General features: G+C 52.7%; 29 protein-coding genes and 1 pseudogene. 26 read left to right on the top strand and 4 right to left on the bottom strand.

The genetic code is table 11. The features are described 5' to 3' along the window. Positions 1-68 precede the first annotated feature (68 nt). The 14 genes from ACXKZG_RS10060 to arsC all read left to right on the top strand — a co-directional run bounded on the left by ACXKZG_RS10060 (position 69) and on the right by arsC (position 9,111). The gene (locus ACXKZG_RS10060) at positions 69-470 is read left to right on the top strand and encodes a hypothetical protein (RefSeq protein WP_488876150.1); all 402 of its coding nucleotides are present in this window, start codon (positions 69-71) and stop codon (positions 468-470) included. Between the two features lie 31 nt (positions 471-501). Further along, a complete protein-coding gene (locus tag ACXKZG_RS10055; RefSeq protein WP_488876149.1) occupies positions 502-1,011 on the top strand; it encodes a phage regulatory CII family protein in 510 nt (169 codons plus the stop codon). A 10-nt stretch (positions 1,012-1,021) separates the two neighbouring features. Next, positions 1,022-1,201 carry a phage filamentation protein Fil family protein gene (locus ACXKZG_RS10050; protein WP_488876148.1) on the top strand — a complete coding sequence of 60 codons (180 nt, stop codon included), beginning with the start codon at positions 1,022-1,024 and terminating at the stop codon, positions 1,199-1,201. 1 nt (position 1,202) lies between these two features. Beyond that, positions 1,203-1,586 carry a hypothetical protein gene (locus ACXKZG_RS10045; protein ID WP_488876147.1) on the top strand — a complete coding sequence of 128 codons (384 nt, stop codon included), beginning with the start codon at positions 1,203-1,205 and terminating at the stop codon, positions 1,584-1,586. A 69-nt stretch (positions 1,587-1,655) separates the two neighbouring features. Next, positions 1,656-1,880, top strand: coding sequence for a DUF2732 family protein (locus tag ACXKZG_RS10040; protein ID WP_488876146.1), 225 nt, complete (start codon positions 1,656-1,658; stop codon positions 1,878-1,880). Further along, positions 1,880-2,101, top strand: coding sequence for a TraR/DksA family transcriptional regulator (locus tag ACXKZG_RS10035; protein ID WP_488876145.1), 222 nt, complete (start codon positions 1,880-1,882; stop codon positions 2,099-2,101). Before ACXKZG_RS10040 ends, ACXKZG_RS10035 begins: the two co-directional genes overlap by 1 nt. Before the next feature lie 2 nt (positions 2,102-2,103). Next, positions 2,104-2,442: a hypothetical protein gene (locus ACXKZG_RS10030; RefSeq protein WP_488876144.1), complete on the top strand. Its 339-nt coding sequence runs from the start codon at positions 2,104-2,106 to the stop codon at positions 2,440-2,442. Next, complete coding sequence (locus tag ACXKZG_RS10025; RefSeq protein WP_488876143.1) at positions 2,439-3,296, top strand: DNA adenine methylase; 858 nt, start codon at positions 2,439-2,441, stop codon at positions 3,294-3,296. Before ACXKZG_RS10030 ends, ACXKZG_RS10025 begins: the two co-directional genes overlap by 4 nt. Continuing rightward, a complete protein-coding gene (locus tag ACXKZG_RS10020) occupies positions 3,293-5,536 on the top strand; it encodes a replication endonuclease (RefSeq protein WP_488876142.1) in 2,244 nt (747 codons plus the stop codon). Before ACXKZG_RS10025 ends, ACXKZG_RS10020 begins: the two co-directional genes overlap by 4 nt. A 199-nt stretch (positions 5,537-5,735) precedes the next feature. Continuing rightward, positions 5,736-5,921 carry a hypothetical protein gene (locus ACXKZG_RS10015; RefSeq protein WP_488876141.1) on the top strand — a complete coding sequence of 62 codons (186 nt, stop codon included), beginning with the start codon at positions 5,736-5,738 and terminating at the stop codon, positions 5,919-5,921. Positions 5,922-5,939: 18 nt separating this feature from the next. Further along, positions 5,940-6,170 carry a DinI-like family protein gene (locus tag ACXKZG_RS10010; RefSeq protein WP_488876140.1) on the top strand — a complete coding sequence of 77 codons (231 nt, stop codon included), beginning with the start codon at positions 5,940-5,942 and terminating at the stop codon, positions 6,168-6,170. Between the two features lie 729 nt (positions 6,171-6,899). Beyond that, positions 6,900-7,253, top strand: coding sequence for a metalloregulator ArsR/SmtB family transcription factor (locus tag ACXKZG_RS10005; protein ID WP_488876139.1), 354 nt, complete (start codon positions 6,900-6,902; stop codon positions 7,251-7,253). A 97-nt stretch (positions 7,254-7,350) separates the two neighbouring features. Beyond that, a complete protein-coding gene (locus ACXKZG_RS10000) occupies positions 7,351-8,634 on the top strand; it encodes an arsenic transporter (RefSeq protein WP_488876138.1) in 1,284 nt (427 codons plus the stop codon). 48 nt (positions 8,635-8,682) lie between these two features. Continuing rightward, positions 8,683-9,111, top strand: a complete 429-nt coding sequence (arsC, locus tag ACXKZG_RS09995) for a glutaredoxin-dependent arsenate reductase (RefSeq protein WP_488876137.1) — start codon at positions 8,683-8,685, stop codon at positions 9,109-9,111. Between the two features lie 64 nt (positions 9,112-9,175). On the opposite strand, the gene arsH is transcribed toward arsC, so the two are convergent. From arsH to ACXKZG_RS09975, 4 genes are all read right to left on the bottom strand, one after another. Beyond that, positions 9,176-9,868 (bottom strand): arsenical resistance protein ArsH, encoded by a 693-nt coding sequence (gene arsH / locus ACXKZG_RS09990; protein WP_488876249.1) that lies wholly within the window; start codon positions 9,866-9,868, stop codon positions 9,176-9,178. A gap of 26 nt (positions 9,869-9,894) precedes the next feature. Next, positions 9,895-10,230: an ArsR/SmtB family transcription factor gene (locus ACXKZG_RS09985; protein WP_488876136.1), complete on the bottom strand. Its 336-nt coding sequence runs from the start codon at positions 10,228-10,230 to the stop codon at positions 9,895-9,897. Between the two features lie 235 nt (positions 10,231-10,465). After that, complete coding sequence (locus tag ACXKZG_RS09980) at positions 10,466-11,503, bottom strand: phage portal protein (RefSeq protein WP_488876135.1); 1,038 nt, start codon at positions 11,501-11,503, stop codon at positions 10,466-10,468. Next, positions 11,503-13,266 (bottom strand): terminase ATPase subunit family protein, encoded by a 1,764-nt coding sequence (locus ACXKZG_RS09975; protein WP_488876134.1) that lies wholly within the window; start codon positions 13,264-13,266, stop codon positions 11,503-11,505. Before ACXKZG_RS09975 ends, ACXKZG_RS09980 begins: the two co-directional genes overlap by 1 nt. Before the next feature lie 144 nt (positions 13,267-13,410). Between ACXKZG_RS09975 and ACXKZG_RS09970 the strand changes: the two genes are divergently transcribed. The 12 genes and pseudogenes from ACXKZG_RS09970 to ACXKZG_RS09915 all read left to right on the top strand — a co-directional run bounded on the left by ACXKZG_RS09970 (position 13,411) and on the right by ACXKZG_RS09915 (position 19,970). Continuing rightward, complete coding sequence (locus ACXKZG_RS09970; protein ID WP_488876133.1) at positions 13,411-14,259, top strand: GPO family capsid scaffolding protein; 849 nt, start codon at positions 13,411-13,413, stop codon at positions 14,257-14,259. A gap of 39 nt (positions 14,260-14,298) precedes the next feature. After that, positions 14,299-15,393 carry a phage major capsid protein, P2 family gene (locus ACXKZG_RS09965; RefSeq protein WP_488876132.1) on the top strand — a complete coding sequence of 365 codons (1,095 nt, stop codon included), beginning with the start codon at positions 14,299-14,301 and terminating at the stop codon, positions 15,391-15,393. A 3-nt stretch (positions 15,394-15,396) separates the two neighbouring features. Further along, complete coding sequence (locus ACXKZG_RS09960) at positions 15,397-16,065, top strand: phage terminase small subunit (RefSeq protein ID WP_488876131.1); 669 nt, start codon at positions 15,397-15,399, stop codon at positions 16,063-16,065. A gap of 89 nt (positions 16,066-16,154) precedes the next feature. Then, positions 16,155-16,622: a head completion/stabilization protein gene (locus ACXKZG_RS09955; protein WP_488876130.1), complete on the top strand. Its 468-nt coding sequence runs from the start codon at positions 16,155-16,157 to the stop codon at positions 16,620-16,622. After that, positions 16,619-16,822: a tail protein X gene (locus tag ACXKZG_RS09950; protein WP_488876129.1), complete on the top strand. Its 204-nt coding sequence runs from the start codon at positions 16,619-16,621 to the stop codon at positions 16,820-16,822. The genes ACXKZG_RS09955 and ACXKZG_RS09950 overlap by 4 nt, the downstream gene beginning before the upstream one ends. Before the next feature lie 5 nt (positions 16,823-16,827). Continuing rightward, positions 16,828-17,049, top strand: a complete 222-nt coding sequence (locus ACXKZG_RS09945; protein WP_053140793.1) for a phage holin family protein — start codon at positions 16,828-16,830, stop codon at positions 17,047-17,049. Between the two features lie 13 nt (positions 17,050-17,062). Further along, positions 17,063-17,542: a lysozyme gene (locus ACXKZG_RS09940; protein ID WP_488876248.1), complete on the top strand. Its 480-nt coding sequence runs from the start codon at positions 17,063-17,065 to the stop codon at positions 17,540-17,542. Further along, positions 17,539-17,889 (top strand): annotated as a pseudogene (locus tag ACXKZG_RS09935) (Rz-like lysis system protein LysB); the annotation flags it as partial. The gene ACXKZG_RS09940 and the pseudogene ACXKZG_RS09935, both read left to right, overlap by 4 nt. Beyond that, positions 17,810-18,130 carry an Rz1-like lysis system protein LysC gene (gene lysC / locus ACXKZG_RS09930; protein ID WP_488876128.1) on the top strand — a complete coding sequence of 107 codons (321 nt, stop codon included), beginning with the start codon at positions 17,810-17,812 and terminating at the stop codon, positions 18,128-18,130. The pseudogene ACXKZG_RS09935 and the gene lysC, both read left to right, overlap by 80 nt. After that, complete coding sequence (locus ACXKZG_RS09925; protein ID WP_488876127.1) at positions 18,063-18,530, top strand: phage tail protein; 468 nt, start codon at positions 18,063-18,065, stop codon at positions 18,528-18,530. Before lysC ends, ACXKZG_RS09925 begins: the two co-directional genes overlap by 68 nt. Beyond that, a complete protein-coding gene (locus tag ACXKZG_RS09920; RefSeq protein WP_488876126.1) occupies positions 18,527-18,976 on the top strand; it encodes a phage virion morphogenesis protein in 450 nt (149 codons plus the stop codon). The genes ACXKZG_RS09925 and ACXKZG_RS09920 overlap by 4 nt, the downstream gene beginning before the upstream one ends. A 34-nt stretch (positions 18,977-19,010) precedes the next feature. Beyond that, positions 19,011-19,970 (top strand): AbiTii domain-containing protein, encoded by a 960-nt coding sequence (locus tag ACXKZG_RS09915; RefSeq protein WP_488876125.1) that lies wholly within the window; start codon positions 19,011-19,013, stop codon positions 19,968-19,970. Positions 19,971-20,025: the final 55 nt, after the last annotated feature.

Raw genomic sequence — 20,025 nt, 5'->3', positions numbered from 1 at the left:
TTGATCTAGGATGTACCACACCACATGAAACACCATAGAACAAAACGACCCACGGGAGATATTGCTTTATGCATACTCAAAATGCAAACAGTCAGAACTCATTTGACTTACTACACTCACCTGAACTACTGGCAAACATCGCATCAGCATTGATGCCAGCCCTGAGCGCAGCGGTAAACCTCGCAGTTGAAAAAGCTATCGCATTGAACACATCTGCAACCATGTCGAAAGAAGATTTCGCGGCTGCCAATGGTATCAGTAAGTCGGTAGTAGAGAAGTGGATTGCCAACGGCGTTATTCTCCTCGCACCTACCCCAACCAGCACTGTTAAACGAATTGTGGAATGCAAAACAACAGGCCGCACTCGTACCGACGTGATGGAAAAGCATGGCAACGCTTTAATTAATGTAGCTGCTTGGCGAGAAAAGAATCGCCAGCATGCGATTAATTGCCGTTACATCAAACCTTAACTTGATTATGCAAGCTCAAGGAGCTAACTCCATGTTTGATTTTCAGGTTTCTCAACATTCGCATTATGAAAATGCCTGCCGGGCCTTCGCTTCACGTCACAATCTTCGTAAGTTGGCTGACCAGATCGGCATGAACCATCAAACGCTTCGTAACAAGTTAAATCCTGATCAGGTGCATCAATTAACTGCACTAGAAATCGCGACGCTAACAGACGTTACTGAAGACGCTACGCTCATCGATGGCCTGTTGGCACAGATGAAATGTCTGCCAGCAGTGCCCATGAATGAAGCTGTTGCCGAACGTATGACGCATTACGTTATGCAGGCAACCGCTGAGTTGGGGAAAGTTGCAGCTGCTACAGTTTCTGGCGAAAGAATGACAGCCTCACGCACCAGCGCTTTTATGGAAAACGTTAACGCAGGCATTCGCTGCCTGTCGCTTATCGGCTTAACCGTTCATGCGCGCGTCCAGTCAAACCCGACTCTTGCCAGCACCGTTGATGCAATCAGCGGGATAGGCGCGTCAATGGGCCTGAGCTGAGGTAAACAATATGATTTCCTTTGCATCATTGCTTAAGCGTCAGAATCCATCACCTGCTTACGGTCACGGCTGGATTATGGGTAAATACGGAAAGCGCTGGCACCCAAGTAATGACCAGAAAGCTCTGATGCGTGGGCTTACACAGAAACAAAAGCCAACGCTCAAATTCATTCTTAAGGTTGGGGGTTAATATGGGGCGTACCGCACTGGCAGTAACCACCGGGCAACCGGAAAAGCCATTTACGCAAATTCACCTTGTACATGCTCGTGTTGATACCGTTGAGAGAATGTCTTTCAGCGAGTTTCAGCAGGCGTGGCGCAGAATGCGTAAGAACAATGACAACCCAGCGCTTCGTTATTTCAACCGCCAGAATGAAGAATTTAAATTCTGTGTAATGACCCTGGCAAACCGCGAACGCCCGACAACATTCAGGCAGGATGAAATAGGCAGGCCGTTTGAAAGTTTCACTGAGACTCAGCGCGAAATGATTATCAGAGCGATGAATAAAATGTGTCGCTGGGGCCGTATTCTCCCCCGTCAGTTTTCAGTCGCAGACAGTTTTTTATCTGAATAAATAACCAATCTCTAAATCAATGGCGTAAGCACGCCGGGCATTCTTTTGCCCGAAATCAGGAGAAGCACAATGAATAAATCAGAAGTAATGCAGTCAGCCAATGACTTGCACCTGAATCAATTACTGATAGAAGCCCGTTCTGAAGAACGAAAAGATAAAGCGCTGGCTGTATCAATTCGCCTAGAAGCGCTGGCAATTGTTATTACACGCAAAGAGATGAGTCATAAAGAAGTGGCTGAATTATTACGTCAGGAAGCTCAGCGTTTTGAAAATGAATCACAGGAGCTGCACTAATGGCTGATTCTATGGATATCGTTCAGGCCCGCGTAGAGGAAGAGCTAGCCCGCCACGTTGCCAACGCAATCCACCGCCCTGTCAGAGTTAGCGAGTTTTTCTGTCTGGAATGCGGTGATGAAATATCTGAAGCGCGCCGCCGGGCGATTATTGGTGTTGAGCGATGCGTGACCTGTCAGGAAGTTACTGAGCTGAAAAGCGTGCATTACAAAGGGTGCTGATATTGAGAATCATAATTGGTAACTCTCACGCAATATCTGTTGCAGATACAGGCGCATTGGCACTGGAGCGCATGGCATGGCGCTCAGTAGAAGGTCAGCGAGTTCAGGTGCCAGAAGTTTTGGCAATTTATAAATCTGAGATGTTGCTTGCCCGCGATCTGATTTGCGACTGTATCGGTATTTCAATTCACCGACTGGAAATTAACAACATAGGTGACATGGGTGAAATGTTCGAACGCCTTTTACCAGTTTGTTCTCAAGCTGCTGCTGATTTGCAACCGCTGCGTCAAAGAAAGCTACTGGAATATTTAACAAAAAAACGCAATGAGGATTCTCAATGAATGGGACAGTTTTAAAATGGCCGGGAAGTAAGTCCCGCATCATGCATGAAATCAACAAGCATCTGCCAACGGGTGATCGACTGGTGGAACCTTTTGCAGGTTCGTGCGCAGTGATGATGAATACAGATTACCCGGCTTATCTGGTGGCTGACGTAAATCCTGATTTGATTAATCTGTATCGTCAAATTAAAGATTTCCCGCAGCAGTTCATTATCGTAGCCAGTCGTGCATTTTCTGAAAATCGTTCAGGCGAAAGCTATTATAAAATCCGTGAGATGTTCAATCATCATCTCGGCCTTCCATTGTTAGAGCGTGCCGCATATTTCCTCTATCTGAATCGCAATGGATATCGTGGCATGTGTCGGTATAACCAAAAGGGAAACTTCAACGTTCCCTTTGGTCATTATGATGAGCCCTATTTTCCTTTGGATGAAATCAAAGCTTTCGCCGAAAAGGCAGGGCGCGCCAAGTTTATATGCGCTGATTTTACTGAAACGCTGGATATGTTGAAGACTGGTGATGTGGTTTATTGCGATCCTCCATACGATGAAACGTTTGCTGAATATCACGGCGGCGGCTTTGGTAAAGATAAACAGTATGAGCTGGCATCCGTTCTGAGTGATGTCGCCAACCGTTACCCGGTCATAGCATCGAACAGCAACACCAAGCTCGTTAAAAGCTTGTACCGTCAGTTTGACCTTCATCAGATTACTGCCCCGCGTAGCATTGGCGTTGCGGCAGGAAAAGGCAAAAAAGCTGAAGAACTAATCTGTGTTAGCCGTGAATGTGGCACCGCTATTAAGCATGCAAACCCTGCCGTGTATCCTGGCATAATCAATGGTGCATGTGCATGACGCAGGAATTTGCCTACCCGTGGAACGCTCCACGGGAGGCCATCGCCAGCCCCTATCTCACATATGACCAAATCCACCGCCGCGATCAGCTGATTGCGGCTGTTTCGCATGCGCGCGAATTACTGGAAGGTCAACCCGCGCTTGTCCGTATCGACGTTAATCGCCGCCTTGCCGAACTGGAAAGAGAAAGTGGAGTTCAGCGAGCCAATGCCTACTTAACGAAAACTTTCGTTGAGCGGACATTGCCACGCCTTGAGCTGGTAAATGCACAGTATCGCCTGGGTGAAATGACTAAAGGGAGCTTTACGATGTTGACTGATAACGCCGGAAATAACAGTAGGGCAGCAACTGCTGCCGGTACGCTTTGGGAATTGATGAGAAGATTTAACCGCCTGCCGGAAATGGCCCGCGCCGATGTTGATCTGCTGGCCGGTGATGTAGCCAGTTTTATTTTGTCAGAAATGGTCCAGGCACATGGTCAGTACGTTGACGAATCAGACTATAAATATACACACCGCATCTACATGATGGCGGCCGGCATCACGCGTGAATTGAAGCAAACCCCTCCCCTTTGGGAAAAAGTAACCTCGCGCTTATTTGATCCCGAAGAAGTGACACCAGCCATTATGCGTATGCAGATGGAAAAATGGTGGAAAGGTCGCCTGCGCCGTATAGCTGCATCATGGCGCGAACATCTTCAGATCGCCCTTGCTAACGTCAGCAAAAAACACACCCCTTACGCCAGCAGCATGACGGTTATCGAATGGCGTGAGCAGAAGCGTCGTACCCGCGAATTTCTAAAGGGACTGGATTTGGAAAACGAGGAAACCGGGGAGCGCATAAGCCTTATCGAAAAATTCGACGGCAGCGTGGCAAATCCGTCTATTCGCCGTGGTGAGCTGATGAACCGCATCAGCGGCTTTGAGAAAATCTGTAATGATATGGGTTACGTTGGCGAGTTTTATACTGTGACCGCCCCATCCCGCTATCACGCAACAATCAAAACCGGTCACCGTAACCGCAAATGGAACGGAGCCAGCCCCGCTGATACGCAACGGTATCTCTGTAACGTCTGGCAGAAAGTACGCGCGAAACTTCATCGTGAAGACATTCGCATTTTTGGCATTCGTGTTGCCGAGCCTCACCATGACGCAACGCCGCACTGGCACATGTTGATGTTCATGCTTCCTGAGAATGTTGAAAGGGTCGGTCAGATTCTGCGTGATTACGCTTATCAGGAAGACAGCAGCGAGCTGACCACTGACAAAGCCCGAAAGGCGCGATTCCATGCTGAGGCCATCGATCCGGATAAAGGCAGCGCTACCGGTTATATAGCTAAGTATATTTCCAAGAATATCGACGGTTACGCTCTTGATGGCGAACTGGATGATGAAAGCGGTAAAGAGCTTAAAGATACTGCGCCTGCCGTTTCGGCCTGGGCTGCACGTTGGCATATCCGCCAGTTTCAGTTTATCGGTGGTGCGCCGGTGACGGTATTTCGCGAACTTCGCAAAATGAAAGACAGCGAAACAGCGCACGGTTTAAGCGTCGATTTTGGCACTGTTCATGACGCGGCAGATCACGGATGGTGGGATGAATATGTTAACGCGCAGGGTGGCCCTTTTGTTAAGCGTGACGATTTGGTTGCCCGTAACTGGTATCAGACAAGCCAGGAAACGAATGAGTACGGAGAAGAAATCACGCGTATTCAAGGGGTTTATGCACCTTCAGTCGGGGACGACACACCTATTTTAACCCGCCTTACCAAGTGGAAGATTGTTTCAAAACTCGCCGTTGATTTGGGGGTTGACCTCAAGGGTGCGAATGCGCCCTCTCGGAGTTCTGTCAATAACTGTACGGGGAGATCGGAATCTGAAGACCCGCCGAAGCCGGAAATTGTGCCAGATTGGGATTTTGGGGTAATGGTTCGCAAAGAACGCCGCAAAATGCTCACTAGAATCAGAACTGCTGAACCCAAAAGAACTGCCAAGGCGTTCTTCCGTGATCAAAAAACAGAAGCTGCATGCGCCAGAGCCATTCAGGAGATAAAAGATTTAACGCGCGAAACTATCAGTCGCGGACTCGCTATGAGGCTGATAGGTGGTACTGATACCCAAATAGCAGGCGAATGGTGTCGTGGGGCTAGAAGTGGGGCAATTTTCAAGGGTAATGTGCCCTGCTCCCCTGAAGCTTTGCTTACAAGATTCAAGCTTGCGATAGCTGGCAAGAGTTCAGAATAGCGGAATAAAACCGCCTTGCATTAGTTAAAAGACAATCATGCTTTGAGATCGTCAAAGCAACGCGCCCAATTTGACGAAGACTAAAATACTGCATCCAATTCAGCTAGATAAGGATGGTTTAGATCCAACGTAAAATCCTTTTAAAATCACGAAACACTATGATACTGTATAAATACACAGTATTAAACAAGGGGGGATTATGCAACTGGATGAGATTAGCGCCATGCATAAGAAAGTAGCGTGTATGCGGTTCATCGCTGAGTTGTCATTGATAGCCAATTGCAAACCGTCTGATCTTGAGCTGGCACTAACATTGATTGCTGATTTGGCAAATACCGAGCCTCGCTATGAGGACGAAGAAGAAATTTTTTACGCTGCTGATTGAATGCCAATGGGGGCTGAGATGCGTTTAGACATCACGATTGATAAAGAACAAAAGTTAAGCCAAGAAGCATTAATGGCTTTTGAAGCCGAGCTACACCGGCAGGTCATTGCCGTTTTTCCCGGAACAAAAATTACCATCCGCCGGGGTACGACCTCTGGCGTAGAGATGGCCGGTTTCACGTTGGAATCAGATCGAGAGACACTGAGTATTATTGTGAAGAACGTCTGGCAGCAGGATGAAAGTGTTTAGATGGCCAGAAAGGATTTCGCCCTCTTCGCAGCCTATCGCGACGCTACCCATCAGGTGGGTAACCATTTAGAAATCTCCACAGCGGACTTTATTCAATCAGCTGAAGCTGCTGGATATCCTGTTACGCCAGCTGAAGCTAACAAATTCATTGTGGCTCAGAGACAGCGTGTAAAAGTGATCTCTGAAGGAGAGCATGGAATGCATATCTACCGATATTCGCATTAGCCTGGTGCTTCAGGTTGACCACTGAAATCTTAAAACAAGTCATGCATGCTCAGAGTGCATGGATTCGCATCAGAAAACTCACAGCTCAAAACCTCAAGGGTGCCAGCACAGGCGCCCTTTCCACCCTCTCATGCATCTGCATCAAAAGCGCCCTACAAAGCGGGCAGGCGTGGCGGGGATAGCATTGCGCGCTGAGGGGGTAAACATGTATTGGCAGGCTTGCTCAGCACCACAGAGCCAGTTTAATGATGCAGCCAGGGAGGGAAGGAAAAAAGTATCGTTCAAATGTTTCTGAGCGCTGAGGTTGGCTCGTGCCAGGAACGAAAAGTACAAACGAATACTCAAAAACTGAATAGTGCCTTCTGTCAAAGTTAACAGCTATGACAATCAACTTACGTTCTGGTTAAAAACACTCAAAAAAACAAATGTGAAAATTCGAATATGTTATTGACTCAACGTCTGCGAGGGTTGAAACTGGTTTCAACCCAATTCTCAGGAGTCATTATGCAACAATTGCTCCCTCTGCAACTTTTCAAAAATTTGTCTGACGATACACGACTTAATCTTGTGCTGCTACTGCGTGAAAAAGGTGAACTCTGCGTTTGTGAACTCTCGTCTACTCTGAAAGAAACTCAGCCGAAAATCTCGCGGCACCTTGCCTTATTGAGAGAGAGCGGCCTACTAATCGACAGGAGAGACGGCAAATGGATCCATTATCGTCTTTCGCCACACATGCCAGCTTGGGCAGCGGCAGTAATTGAACAAGCCTATCTCTGTCAGCGGGATGACATTTTGCAGCTCAGCCAGCAGGCTGAGCGCGATAATGTGACGACTAACGGCAAGTCTATCTGCATGTAAAAAAATTTCACTTTATACATTCGATTTTTCGAATGTGTTTCGTGTAGTGAATTCATGATCCAGTCTCAATAGTAGTTATATTTTTGAAGGAGAATGTATGTTTCTGGCAGGTGCGATTTTCGTCCTTACTCTGGTACTGGTTATCTGGCAGCCGAAAGGACTCAGTATTGGCTGGAGTGCCGTAATTGGTGCCGGCCTGGCGCTACTGACGGGCGTGGTACACATCGACGATATTCCGGCCGTCTGGCAGATTGTCTGGAACGCCACAGCTACGTTTATTGCGGTAATCATTATCAGCCTGCTGCTCGATGAGTCCGGTTTTTTCGAGTGGGCTGCGCTGCACGTTTCCAAATGGGGAGGTGGCAAAGGCCGGCTGCTTTTCACCTATATCGTACTGTTAGGAGCAGTTGTCGCGGCGCTGTTCGCCAACGATGGCGCGGCTTTAATTCTGACGCCGATCGTTATCGCCATGCTGCTGGCGCTGGGCTTCAGCCCCGGAGCCACCCTGGCGTTTGTGATGGCGGCGGGCTTCATCGCCGACACCTCCAGCCTGCCGCTCATCGTGTCGAACCTGGTCAACATTGTCACGGCAGACTTCTTTAAGCTGGGCTTTAGCGAGTACGCCTCCGTCATGGTACCGGTAAATATTGCTTCGGTTGCCGCCACGCTGGTCATGCTGCATCTGTTTTTCCGCAGGGACATACCAGCCACCTATGATCTGGCGAAGCTGAAAGCGCCGCGTGAAGCTATCCGTGATGTGCGCACCTTTAAAACCGGTTGGATTGTGCTCATCCTGCTGCTTGTCGGCTTTTTTGCCCTCGAACCGCTAGGCGTGCCGGTCAGTCTGGTGGCAGCGGTAGCGGCGTTTATTCTCTGGCTGGTTGCCCGCAAAGGACATGTGATAGATACCGGAAAGGTGCTGAAAGGCGCGCCCTGGCAGATTGTTATCTTCTCGCTGGGCATGTATCTGGTCGTGTACGGTCTTCGTAACGCCGGAATGACCGATTACCTTTCTGCCGTCCTGAACAGGTTTGCAGAGCACGGCGTCTGGGGCGCTACGCTAGGCACCGGTTTCCTTACGGCGGCGCTCTCGTCCGTCATGAATAACATGCCTACCGTGCTGGTTGGCGCGCTTTCGATTGACGGCAGCACCGCTGAGGGTGTGGTTAAGGAGGCGATGATTTACGCCAACATCATCGGCTGCGACCTCGGCCCGAAAATCACCCCCATTGGCAGCCTCGCTACCCTGCTGTGGCTGCACGTACTGGCGCAAAAGAATATCACTATCAGCTGGGGCTACTACTTCCGGGTGGGCATCGTGATGACCCTGCCGGTACTTTTTGTGACGCTGGCCGCGCTGGCTCTGCGCCTGTCTTTTTAACCCTAATACCAGGGCTGCGCATGTGCAGCCCTTTAAGGAGTACCGCTCATGACTGACATCACCATTTACCACAACCCGGCCTGCGGGACGTCCCGCAACACCCTGGCGCTTATCCGCAATAGCGGTACTGAACCCACGGTGATTCTGTATCTTGAAACTCCACCGTCCCGCGACGAGCTTAAAAAGCTTATTGTGGATATGGGCATCAGCGCACGCGCCCTGCTGCGTAAAAATACCGACCCATACGAGCAGCTCGGCCTTTCGGAAGACCGCTTCACCGATGACGAACTGCTTGATGCTATGCTGGCACATCCGATCCTGATTAATCGCCCGGTGGTGGTGACGCCGCTCGGAACAAAGCTCTGTCGCCCCTCCGAAGTGGTCCTGGACATACTGCCAGACCGGCAGCAGGGTGCATTTATCAAAGAGGATGGCGAAGCGATCATTGATGAGCAAGGAAACCGCGTCAGTCGCTGATTTTTCATCAGGTTGAAGGCATACCTTGTGTGAAAAATAAAAGCCGGCATCTGCCGGCTTTTGTTTATATGCTGCGCTGGTTTACCCGCTCTGAGAGCTGAGCTGCGCTCTCTTTCCTCTCGCTGTAACGGTCGGTCAGATAATCGCTTCGCCCGCGAGTGAGTAGAGTGAATTTCATCAGTTCCTCCATGACGTCCACGATGCGGTCGTAATACGGTGAGGGTTTCATGCGGCCGTCCTCATCGAACTCGGCCCAGGCTTTAGCCACGGATGACTGGTTCGGAATGGTAATCATGCGCATCCAACGTCCGAGAATGCGCATCTGATTTACGGCGTTGAAGGACTGTGAACCACCGCTGACCTGCATGATGGCAAGAGTTTTCCCCTGCGACGGGCGGACAGCCCCGGACGTCAGAGGTATCCAGTCAATCTGTGTTTTCATAATGCCCGTCATGGCACCATGACGCTCAGGGGAGCACCAGACCATCCCTTCTGACCAGATCACCAGATCGCGCAATTCTGCGACTTTCGGATGCGTCTCCGGAGCATCATCCGGCAACGGGAGGCCGGACGGATTGAATATTTTAACCTCCGCACCCATAGACGTCAGCAAGCGGGCAGCCTCTTCAGTTGTGAGCCGGCTGTAAGAGCGTTCCCGCAGGGAGCCGTAGAGCATCAGGATACGGGGTGGATGCGCCACCTCTTCGGCATTCAATTTGTCTTCCGTAATGGGCGCATTCAGGAGTATGGGATCGATATTGATCAGGGCATCACTAAGGTTATTCACAATGAAGTCTCTTTATGTGTAATGGCGATAGATAGATCGCAGTCATTGCCGCCGACGCAGCACTCTTCAGTCAGAAAAGCCATCAGCTGCTCAAGCTGCGCATAGCATGGTCTGCAAAACAGCGTGCGGCTCTGTCGTTCCTGGCTTATGAGGGCCGCAGACATCAACGCAGAGAGATGATGGCTGAGCGTGGAGGCAGGAATATCCAGGCGCTTCTGTAGTTCGCCAACTGGCAAGCCTTCATGACCCGCTTTGACCAGTTCTCTATATATGCTGAGTCGGGTCGGGTGTCCCAACTCACGTAGGGCGTTTGCAGCGGTTTGTAAATCCATGCTATCTCCTAAAACTATATTTCCAGAATAGTGGAATTATTTTTATCATATATTAATTTAGTCATCTTGGCACTCTGTTGATGGGTTAAAACGACTAATCTGCTTCTGATTCGGTAGGTTGGTAACGTCCGCTTTCAGTAGGGAGCGGACGCATGCAGGAGGAAGTTAGCTATGAGTGAAAATCTCACTTCTTTCTTCAAATGAGGGTGTATGGGATGTGTTCGTACAGCACGGTTCAGTCGGTTGAGGTTATCTCCAGCGAATATGCCCTAAACGCGATCACCTCCTCCCCCATCCAGTCGTTGATTTCTTTCATGCGCTCCTGCAAAGGCGTCAGCTCGTTCCTGACAAATACCTGTGACGCTTTCACCGCATCCCCGAACCCGCCGGAGTTGTCGGGGATAATCCCCATCATCTGTGGCGGCACGCGGTGCGCGCTAAGCAGGTCGTCGCGGCTGGCCTTTTTGATGTTAAAGAAATCATCCTTTGTTGCCACTTCGCTGAGCGGCAGGATTTTGATTCCGTCCGGTTTACCGTTTGGCGCGTACATAAACAGGTTACGGAAGTTGCCCAGGCCTTTTGTATCGCGCATCGCCTGACGCATCCTGTCAACGTCGCTGCTGCTCTGCGCCGCGTCGGTCATATACAGGATGTAACCGGCGTGCGCCCCGTTCTGGTAATACTTGCGGCGAAACAGGGTGGCAGCTTCATTCAGCCAGGCGGAGTTCAGCGCGCTGAGGTATTCCGGGAGGCCGTAAAGCTCCTGATTAATATCCGGCTCAAGAAGGTGAAACACGCTTCCTGCTGCAAAAAGGTGTGGCTCTTTCCAGTCGTTCACAAACCAGTATTCATACTCCTTAACGCCCTTGCGGGTAAACTTGGCCGGGGTGGTTTCCAGTCTGAACGGTGCGCCCAGGCTGTTACGCCGCAGCTCGGCAAACGCATTTCCGAATACCAGATAATCCAGCGCAAATTTACTGAATTCCTGCTGGCTCATCATCGGGTGCGGGATAAAGGTAGAGGCCAGAATGTTGCGCTTAACGTAGATAGGCGAGCTGTGATGCACCGCCGCGCGCAGGCTTTTTGCCAGCCCGTGGAAGCTGACCGGCGGCTCGTACCAGCGCCCGTTACCGAGACACTCGGCATAATCCAGTATGTCGCGTTTATCCATCACCGGCGACGGCTCGCCGAAAGTGAACGCCTCAACCTGTTGAGGTGCTGCCGGTGCGGCCGGAGTTGGTGCCTTGAATGCCTTACGGCTGCGTTTATTCATCAGTAAAATTCCAGAATTGAAGGGTTGGCGGTGCCGCTGGCAGCGGTAAGCGGTTCATTTAACAGCGCATGCATAATTGCCCAGGCGACGTCGGCGTGGCTGGCGTCCTCGCTGCGGCTCGCCTCGTAGGTCGAACGGTTGCCGCTGGCGGTCATGGTTTTACGGATGGCCATGAAAGATTGCGTGATATCGGTGCTTCCGGCGTCATACTCCAGACGCCCGCTGCCGATGGTGTCTTTTGCCTTCAGTACCATCCCGGTTTTAACCTCCGGCGAATAACGGATCTCCCTTGCCGCCGGGTAAAACTGGCGGACCAGCTGAAACACGCCCTGGCCGATGCCGGTTGCATCAACGCCGATATATTCCACGCAATATTTTTTCGTTAAGTCCTCAATAGATTTCGCCTGCGCGGCAAAGTCCATGCCGCGCCACTGGTGGTGCTCCAGCACGCGGAATTTGCCGCCCGCAACGAGCGGCTGCGCAATCACGGCACAGCCCGCGCTGTCGCCGGTGTGCGACGGGTCATAACCTATCCACACCGGACGGTAATCAAACGGGCGCAGCGCGTAAGGGTTAAAGTCGGCCCATTCTTCGAGACTGTCGATCATGCAGGTCTGCAACTCGGCAAACGGGAACACGCTCGCCTCGTCGTCGACAAACTCACACATCAGCAGGTTCTGGTATTCCGGCGGGCTGTACTCCAGCGACAGCTGATCCAGGTCAAACAGGTTACATCCGCCGGACAGCGCGTCCTCAACGGTGACAATCTGCCGCCACTGCCCGTCTGGGCATAACGTGCCTTTCGCCAGATGTGAATGTGATAAATCCAGCTCAATACGATCGCCCTTGCTGCGACGCCCCTTGTTAAACAGCTCGCCTGACCAGAACGGATAGGCGCTGTGGGACAGGCTCGACGGCGTGGAGAAATAGGTGGTGCGCCATTTTTTATGCAGCGACATACCGCTGGCGACCTTGCGCAGCTCCTGGAATTTCGGGATCCAGAAATACTCGTCGAGATACAGGTTGCCGGTATAGCTCTGCGCGGTGCGCACGTTCGTCCCGAGGAAAATAAGCCGCGCGCCGTTGGGCAACACGATAGGGTCGCCTTTCAGGTCAACATCAACCTGCCGGGCAAAGTCGATAATGTAGTTTTTGAAAACGTGCGCCTGCGCCTTGCTGGCGGATAAAAATATCTGGTTGCGCCCGGTGGTCAGCGCATCAATCAGCGCCTCGCGGGCAAAGTAGAACGTCGCGCCAATCTGGCGGGACTTAAGGATATTGCGGATGCGGTGGGTCAGCCCGGCTTTGTGCCAGTTGAGCTGATAGTCAAAGCAGCTTTCCATAAACAGGCCGGTCAGCTTGTCGGTCTGATCCTCGCTGAAAACGTTTTTAATCACCGGCTGGCGCTCGCCCTTGTTGCGGTTGCGCACGTTAGGATTCAGATCCGCCTCGTTACCCGAACTGCGGTAACGCTCGACGCGGGCCAGCCGCTCAATCTGACGGCCCAGTGCGTCTATCTCCTTGTAATCCCCGTTGCCCTTTACCTCTTTCATGATGAGCTGAATTAACCGTGCCTCCATGCTGGCCTCAACGCGACTGATGGGCGCTATGTCCTCCCACGCGTCGCGCAGCTTCCAGCTCTGCACGGTTGGTGTTTTCTGGCCGAGCGTCTCCGCAATCTGGCGCACGGAATAACCCTGCCAGTAAAGCAGTGCGGCCTGACGGCGCGGATCGCTGATGGTGGTGGTTGGTGTCATGTTCATGGCGACAAGGCTACCGGGGAGCAAAAAGCCGCGCCTGCTGTCCCTGTTTGCTGATAGCTGAGCGGGCTGGCTTTCGTTGAGCGGAATCGCCGTGGCGGGGAAACTGGCCCCGACCTGAACCAATCCACTGACCGGAGCCTGTTAATGGCAACTCTTAAAGCAAAGCGTTTTCGTATCGCAGTTGAAGGCGCAACCACCGACGGCCGCGTTATTTCCCGTGACTGGATTTCGCAGATGGCGGCGAACTATAACCCGGCCATGTACGGTGCCCGCATCAACATGGAACACATCAAGGGTTATACCCCTGACAGTCCTTTCCGCCGTTATGGCGACGTAACCGCCCTGAGCGCGGAAGAAATCACAGACGGCCCGCTGAAAGGCAAGCTGGGGTTATATGGCGATATTAGCCCGACGCCGGAGCTGGCCGGACTGACCAAAGCACGCCAGAAAATCTACACCTCCATTGAGGTGAATCCGAAGTTTGCCGACACCGGCGAGGCGTACCTGATTGGCCTGGCCGTTACCGACGATCCGGCGAGTCTCGGCACTGAAATTCTGAGCTTCAGCGCGTCGGCTTCCGCGAATCCGCTGGCCTCCCGCAAGCAGCACAAAGACAACCTGTTTACCGCCGCCGAAGAAACTCTGATCGAATTCACCGAAGAAGCCGATCCGGCCCCGTCACTCATGGCCCGCGTAACGGCGATGTTTTCCGCGAAAACCAAATCCGCCGACCTGCAATTTGCCGACGTCAGCGCGGCCGTTACCGCCGTAGCAGAACAGGTGCAGCAGAACGGTGACGAGCAGACGCAAAAGCTGTCGGCGCTTGAGCTGGCCCTGAGCGGGCGGATTGACGAGCTGGAGTTGCAGGCCGGTGAAGACCGCAGCGCCTTTACTGCACTGCAATCGCAGCTCGGCAAAACGGACGGCAGCTTTACCCGTCGCCCGGCCTCAACCGGCGCAGATAACAAAAACGGCGTGCAGACCGACTGCTGAGCAGGCCGCAACACTCTTTAACTGAATACAGGAGCGCAAATGCGCCAGAACACCCGCTTTAAATTTAACGCTTTCATGTCCCGCCTGGCCGAGCTGAACAACGTCGAAACCGGTGATATGAACAAGAAATTCACCGTTGAACCGGCAGTGACGCAAACGCTGATGAACCGCGTGCAGGAGTCCTCAGATTTCCTGACCCGTATCAATATCGTGCCGGTGTCTGAGATGAAGGGCGAAAAGGTCGGCATCGGCGTATCCGGTTCGATTGCCAGCACCACCGACACGGCGGGCGGCGACGAGCGCGAAACAGCTGATTTCTCGGCGCTGGACAGCACCGGCTATGAGTGTGTGCAGGTCAACTATGACTTCCATATCCGTTACAACACCCTCGATCTGTGGGCGCGCTATGAAGATTTTCAGGCCCGGCTGCGTGACGCCATCATCAAGCGTCAGTCGCTAGACCGCATCATGATCGGCTTCAACGGCGTTGAGCGTGCGAAGACATCCAATCGTGCTAAAAACCCGATGCTTCAGGACGTGGCCGTGGGCTGGCTGCAAAAGTACCGTAACGACGCGCCGAAACGCGTGATGAGCAAGACCACCGCTGAAGACGGCACCGTGACCGACGGCGTGCTGGTTGGCAAAGGGCGCACCTACGTGAACCTTGACGCCGTGGTGATGGATGCGACCAACACCCTGATTGAGCCGTGGTATCAGGAAGACCCGGAGCTGGTTGTTATCTGCGGGCGTCAGCTGCTGGCTGACAAGTATTTCCCACTGGTTAATCAGGTGCAGGCCAACACCGAAGCGCTGGCGGGCGATCTGATTGTCAGCCAGAAACGCATCGGCAACCTGCCTGCCGTGCGCGTGCCTTACTTCCCGGCCGATGCGCTGCTGATCACCCGACTCGATAACCTGTCCATTTATTTCCAGGAGGGCACGCACCGCCGCCTGATTGACGAGGTGGCGAAGCGTGACCGCATCGAAAACTACGAATCCATTAACGAGGATTACGTGGTGGAAGATTACGCCGCCGGTTGCCTGATTGAAAAAATCACGATGTCCGATTTGCCGGACGAGGTTAAGGCCGACGCTTCCACGGCTGAAGCCCCTGCGGAAAACCCGGAGGCATAACGCATGTTAAGCCCTGCCCGACGTCACCTTATGCGCCAGCAGGCTGTCGAAGCCTCGCAGCAGGCCAGCAACCCGCTGCGCCATGCCAGCGGCTACGAGCTGATGCTGCTTAAGCTCAATGAAGACAAGCGCCGCCTGAAGAAAGTGCGCTCGCAGGAGCGCAAGGCGGAACTCAAGCGCGACATGCTGCCGGAGTATCTGCCGTGGGTGACGGGCGTACTGAGCCAGGGCAAAGGCGCACAGGACGCCGTGCTGATGACCGTCATGATCTGGCGGCTGGATGCAGGCGACGTGCCGGGCGCGCTGGAGATTGCCCGGTACGCGATTGCGCACGGACTGGTGCCGCCCGCCGGGTTTAAGCGTGATGCAACGGCTTACCTGCTGGCTGAAGAGGTTGCCGACGCCACGACCCGCGCCTGGACGCTGAAAACGCCGGTCGATACCGGCCCGCTGCTGGCGACGATTGAGCTGACGAAATCCGCAGATATGCCCGATCAGGTGCGCGCCAAGCTGCACAAAATCACCGGGTATGTCCTGCGCGATGGGGGCAGGGCTTTGGATGCAATGGAACACCTGACACGGGCGCTACAGCTGCATGAGGGCTGCGGCGTCAAAAAGGACATAGAGCGGCTGGCTACCGAGCTGAAAAAGCAGGCTATTGCCCGCCGCTGACCGAAAGCGCCCCGCGCCGGGCGGCAGAACGGCAACGCACTTTCAGTGTCTGCGCCGTTCTCCACCGCCCACCTATTTTAAGGCCGATTATGAACATGCTTGTTATACCCGCCCCGCGACCGGCAGATGCCGCCGAGCCGCCGGTAAAGAACACCTTTTTCTGGCCTGATATCGACCTTCAGCAGCTGCGCGACACGCTGCGCTATGAAGGCACCGTCACCGCGCAGCGCCTGCGCCTTGCGGTAAAAACGGCGATTTCAGAAGTGAACGCCGAGCTGTATGACTGGCGCGCCGCGAAGATGGCGGCGGGCTTCAAAACCCTGTCTGACGTACCGGCAGAACGCTTTGACGATGAGAGCGAAAAGGTGGCGCAGTATTTTGCCGCCGTCTCTGCCCTGACCGCCGCGACAATCGTCGAACGCTATCGCGGCTATGACGCCAGCGGCACGAAAAAGGCCGGAGAGATTGAAGCCAGCGCGGACGAATACTGGCGCGATGCGCGTTTCAGTATCAGCCGTATCGGCGGGCGTTCCGGCTGCATCGTGAGCCTGCTGTGATTATTTACGCGCAGCAGGGCGACACCGTGGATCAGATTTGCTGGCGCTACTACGGGCGCACGCAGCAGGCGGTTGAGCTGGTTTATGCCGCCAATCCGGGGCTTGCTGAAAGCGGTCCGGTACTGATGCACGGCTGCGGGGTGACGTTGCCGGACCTGCCTGAATCGTCAGCGGATGAAACCGTTAACCTGTGGGACTGAAAAAAATGGAGAAAGTCAGCTCGCTGATTAACTACCTGATCGGGCTTGTGCTGATGTGGTTCGCCCGCCACACGCCGCAGGAAATCGCCTTTATGGTGGGATCCGGCGTCGCCATCGTGACGTTAGTGATTAACGTGGCGACGTTTTTTATTAACTGGCACTACCGCCGGAAAACGTATGAGCTGCACCGGCAGACCGTGCAGGGGGTGAATATTGAAGACCGCTAACCGCTGCGCCGTTATGGCCGTGCTGGCAATAGCCGTGCTGCTGCCTGACTTCAATACTCTGAAAATTTCCGACGGTGGGCTGCAACTGATTGCCGATGCTGAAGGTTGCCGCACCTCACCTTACCAGTGCAGCGCCGGAGTCTGGACCAACGGCATAGGACACACCGTGGGCGTGACGCCGCAGAGCCATGTAAGTGAGCGTCAGGCGGCGGTCAATCTTGTGTATGACGTGATGCGCGTTGAACGTCAGCTTGCGGGCTGCGTGCCGGATGACATGCCCGCGCCGGTGTATGACGCGCTGGTCAGTTTTTCGTTTAACGTCGGCACCGGCGCTGCCTGCCGGTCGACGCTGGTCAGCTACCTGAAGCGCAGGCAGTGGTTGCAGGCATGCGATCAGCTTGACCGCTGGGTTTACGTCAGGGGCGTGAAGAATGCCGGGATCGAAAAGCGCCGCGCCCGTGAGAAAGCCTGGTGCTTAAAGGGGGCGTCATGATGCGCCTGCTTGTGGCTGCGCTGGCCGTGGCGCTGGCGGCACTTGGCTTCACCTGCTGGCAGCTTGATGTAAAGAAAAACGAGCTGAGCGCCGCTGAGCGCATCATCGGCACGCTGTCCGCCGGAATTGAAAGCCGCGATAAAGCTATAACCCGGCTGAATGACGAGGCCAGGGCAACCGGAAAGCGCGATGCCGCGCTGCGTGAGCTTCAGGGCAAGGCCAGCGCCGGTGCCCTTAACCGTGAACTGCAATTACAGAGGGAAACCGATGCTAATCCGACTTTGCGTGACTGGTCTGCTGCTGCCCTGCCTGCTGATGTTATCCGGCTGCACAGTCGTCCGGCCTTCAGTAACGCCCGAGATTATCTGGACTGGCTGTCCGCGCGTAACAAGCTGCCCGCTACCGGGCAACAGCCTGCAATCTCAGGGCGATCTGGCGGCGGATAACCGCCAGTTAGAAGCTGCGCTCGCGTCGTGCGGGTTGCAGGTTGAAATCATTAAAGATTGTCAGGAGCAGCACGATGCTGAAACCGCAACAGATACGACAGATGCTGGCAGACAGCGTGCCGCTGCTAAAACGAAATCCTGACAGCCTCAATATGTTTATCGACAGCGGGCGCATTGCTTCCACGCTCGCCAGCTCGCTGTCGTTTGAGTATCAGTATCAGCTCAATCTTGTTGTGACCGATTACGGTGACAGCCCCGATCTGCTGATTGTTCCGCTGCTGGCCTGGCTGCGTGAAAACCAGCCCGACATTATGGCAACCGAAGAAAAGCGGCGCACCGGCTTCACCTTCAAAGCCGACGTTATCAGCGACGCGCTCTGTGATATCAGCATTGATTTACAGCTGACTGAGCGCGTGATCGTGAAGCAGGAAGGCGGCGCGCTGCACGTTAACCATATCGGCGAGAACCCGTTGCCGGATAACGACGCCCGCCCAACGCAGCTTTACGCGGGCGGTGAGCTTGTGAGCGGGCTACGGCTTTGAGCGGGCTGGAGGCATTCGACGAGCGGCTGGGGGCGCTGATTGGCAACCTGTCACCGGCTGCGCGAAAAGAGATGGCCCGCTCAATTGCGAAACGGCTGCGCGCCGGTCAGCAGCAAAACATCAGGCGCCAGCAGGAGCCGGACGGCACGCCGTTTAAACCGCGCAAGGCACCGGTCCGCAAAAAGAAAGGTCGGGTAAAGCGCGAGATGTTCGCAAAGCTTCGCACGGCAAAATACATGAAGGCGAAAGGCACCGCTGACGATGCCGTGGTGGAATTCACCGGCAACGTTCAGCGCATGGCCCGCGTGCATCATTACGGCCTGCGTGACCGGCCAGCCCGTAACGGGAAAGATGTTAGGTATGAAGCAAGGCCTTTGCTGGGATTTGATTTTGATCTTTTGAAAGATGTTGAGTCTTTAATTTCCCAGCAGTTAAGTGTAGATTGAAATTACTTCAATTTTATAAAATAAGGTGAAATCCGTGCCAATTAATCGCTCTGAACATGAGCTTGAACTTGCTACCGAGCTTTTAGCTGATATTGAATTGAGCCGTTTAAATTGTGAATCATTAATACTTAAATCTGCGCGGTTAGCACGATTATGTGGAACTGATGAATTTCAAAAATGGCTTAGTTATGAGATTAAAGGGTATGTTAATGACGAGCTTGGTCGTAGGTATATGTCCAGAACGGGAAGATGGATTGACCGCGAAAATGACAAAGGATATTGGACTCCATTGGCAGGGATTGAGGCATCTATCAGTACACAGAAATTGAAACTTGAGAGCATGGTTACTCCCAATATAAGTGGGATCTCAAATGCCATCATAATCACCCGAGAACATAACACACTTAAAGCTTCAATTGCTTCTATTATAACGACGCTCACGACTATTCGAAGTAAAGTATTAGGCATTCTCCACGATTTTGTAACTCAGATATACTATGCTAAAGAGCTTGATAGCTTGGCTGAATCAATTTTTGAAAGTTATAAAGGTGAGGTGGATAAATTATTAGTTGAACAAAGCGGCGAAGTGATCAGGCAAATACCATCAGTCATAAGTAGACTATCTGATGGTGATGGAGAGGCTGTTAGCCAAGCCTTAACTACAGTTCGCCGTATTATAGATAATTTTGCAGACTCAATTTACCCCCCTTGTGAAGGAACATATGAAATTGGTGGTAATCAACTATCATTAGATGCGTCTCGTCATATAAATAGATTAAATGTATTTGTTCATCAGAGGGTGGCAAGTAAATCAAGGCGAGATAAAATTAGGCAAAATCTTGTTAATCTTTATTCAAGAGTTTCTTCTGGTGTTCATGCGGATGTTTCGATTGAAGAGGCTAAGTCACTTTTTCTTAACGCATATCTGTTATTAGGTGAGATTTTACATATTTCAAAAATTGAAATTATTGCAATCGAGCGCCCTGCCAATTAAATATCCCCTTCTCTTTTTGCTCATCGATAGACAAACAGAACTTAATTGAGGATGC

The organism is Erwinia sp. 2186 (assembly GCF_057812255.1).
Note: the sequence above shows the minus strand (reverse complement) of the source record. Positions and strands in the feature narration are given on the sequence as shown.